This window comes from Halorubrum sp. Atlit-28R, from assembly GCF_003665955.1.
Classification (GTDB): domain Archaea; phylum Halobacteriota; class Halobacteria; order Halobacteriales; family Haloferacaceae; genus Halorubrum; species Halorubrum tropicale.
On the sequence record NZ_QPLS01000053.1, the window covers coordinates 1 to 827 of the forward strand.

General features: G+C 53.2%; 2 protein-coding genes. Both read right to left on the reverse strand.

Annotated elements, in window-relative coordinates; genetic code table 11:
• The coding region (locus tag DVK06_RS16740) for an ABC transporter permease (RefSeq protein ID WP_147438148.1) at window positions 1-455 on the reverse strand (455 nt) is incomplete at its 3' end.
• A 1-nt stretch (window position 456) separates the two neighbouring features.
• On the reverse strand, window positions 457-827 hold a 371-nt coding region (locus tag DVK06_RS16745; protein ID WP_147438149.1), incomplete at its 5' end, for an ABC transporter permease.

Consider the following 827-nt stretch of genomic DNA (forward strand, 5'->3'; position numbering starts at 1 on the left):
GACCACGTGATGTCTACTGCAGTCTGGATAGCAGTATCAATCCACCCGCCATAGTAGCCTGCGAGCGCACCAAGTGCAACACCTATCCCAAGTGCGACGCCAACGGCTGTGATTGCGATTTGCAACGAGATCCGCGATCCGTATATAATCCGTGAGAGGATGTCTCGTCCAAAGGCATCTGTCCCTAGAAGGTGTTCACTTGATGGGGGAGCCAGTGTGTTCGTGAGGTCCTGTTCGGACGGTTCATACGGCGCAACGAATGGTGCAAAGATAGCTGTTGCGAGGATGAGACTAGTGACGAACGCACCGCATACGGCTGGCTTATGACGTTTGAGCCGGTGTAAGACGGTCTTGATGCGGTCCCACTGAGCAGTACGTGACTCAAAAGAGTCTAATTCGTCTGCCCAGTGCTCTTCGAGCTCGTTCCAGTCGATATTGAGTTCACTTTCGGACATATTAGTCGTACCTGATTCGTGGGTCAACAACGCTGTAGAGTACGTCTGCAAGCAGATTCCCAAACATTATCGCCGCTGCGAGAATGAGAAGGATACCCTGAACAACTGGGTAATCTCGGCCGAAGATACTGTTGACCATCAGCCGCCCTACACCAGGGCGTGAGAAGACAATCTCAAGGACAACCCCACTCGCAATGACCCAGCCGAGCCGGAGTCCTAGTAATGTCACGACGGGTAAGATAGCGTTTCGAAGCGCATGCTTGAGGACAACACTGCGGTTCGAGAGGCCATTCGCCCGTGCCATCTGGACGTAGGTCTCCTGCATTGTTTCTACCATTGACGAACGCATAACGCGAGCTTCGACAGCACTCC